The sequence below is a fragment of the Paenibacillus kobensis NBRC 15729 genome (assembly GCF_004000825.1).
GTDB lineage: Bacteria > Bacillota > Bacilli > Paenibacillales > Paenibacillaceae > Paenibacillus_T > Paenibacillus_T kobensis.
The window spans coordinates 1-1,217 of sequence record NZ_BILZ01000140.1 but is presented as its reverse complement, the minus strand read 5'-3'; the positions used below and the strand labels follow the sequence as shown (position 1 = coordinate 1,217).

The following is a 1,217-nucleotide window of genomic DNA, read 5'->3' as shown; positions in this document are numbered from 1 at the left end:
GCACCTAGAATAAAAAGTGGACACCTCAATTAGGGAAATCGATAATGGAGCTATTAGGAGGTGTTCACATGAGTGAACAGCGGCATCGTTACAACGAAGAATTTAAAAAGCAAGCTGTAAAGTTACTGCAAGAGCAGACGAAATCGGTGGAGGATATCGCCCTTGAATTAGATATCCCGGCACACACGCTGCGTAGGTGGAAAATGAAATATCGTGATATGAAAAACGAACCAATTGCCAGCATGGATCGCGTACGAGAACTTGAACAGATGCTTAAAGATAAAGAACGTGAGCTTCTCGAGAGCCAACGGCGGGTCGCCGACGTCGAGGAAGAATTAGCGATTGTAAAAAAGGCAGTGCACATCTTCAGCAAGCCAAAGAAGTAAGATTTCAGTTTATCGAATCTCATCGCTCCGAGTTTCGAATTGAGAAGATGTGCGAAGTAATGGACGTTTCTCGGAGCGGCTTTTATAAGTGGTGCAAACGCACACCGAGTCAGCAAGAACAGCTCAAGCAGCAGATCATGGAGAGAGTTACGTTCCATCATCACGATACACTGAAACGGTATGGCGCGCCTAAGATCACCAAAATGTTGCACAGAGAAGGCTTTCGAACAGCCGAACGCACCGTCGGACTATACATGCGTGAGCTTGGTCTGCGTTCATGTGTCTCCCGTAAATTCAAAGTACAAACAACCGACTCTAATCATGATCAACCGATATCACCTAATATCCTGAATCAGGAATTCAGTACCGCAAAACCGAATAAAGTCTGGGTTGCGGACATCACATACATCCCATGTCGTGAAGGTCGGATGTACTTGGCGAGCGTACTGGACTTATGCACACGTGAGATCGTAGGCTGGCGCTTAGGAGATCGTATGACCACAGAACTGGTGTTAGGCGCTCTGACGGATGCACATGCAGCTAAGAAACCGAAAAAAGGTCTTACGCATCATTCCGATCGCGGATCGCAGTATGCGTCCAACGAATACCGCCAGCAACTCAAAGCATACAAGATGAGATCCAGCATGAGTCGAAAAGGGAATTGCTACGATAATGCCTGTATCGAATCGTTCCATAGCGTCCTGAAGAAAGAACTCATCTACTGCACAAGATTTAAAACTAAACAACAAGCGTACGATGAAATTTACCGATACATTGAGTTCTTTTACAACCGCAAACGAATCCACAGTGCACTGGGATATCTTTCTCCGG

The 1,217-nt window shown here is 45.9% G+C and carries 2 protein-coding genes; both read left to right on the top strand.

Going from position 1 to position 1,217, the window contains the following annotated elements; all coding sequences use genetic code 11:
* The first annotated feature begins 68 nt into the window (after positions 1–68).
* Complete coding sequence (locus PKO01S_RS29215; protein ID WP_218031510.1) at positions 69–386, top strand: transposase; 318 nt, start codon at positions 69–71, stop codon at positions 384–386.
* A partial coding sequence (locus tag PKO01S_RS28480) for an IS3 family transposase (RefSeq protein ID WP_218031511.1) occupies positions 335–1,217 on the top strand: 883 nt, incomplete at its 3' end. The genes PKO01S_RS29215 and PKO01S_RS28480, both read left to right, overlap by 52 nt.

Bases quoted from the DNA above. Each gene is read 5' to 3' on its own strand.
- PKO01S_RS29215 (WP_218031510.1), top strand. From the start codon at position 69: ATGAGTGAACAGCGGCATCGTTACAACGAAGAATTTAAAAAGCAAGCT.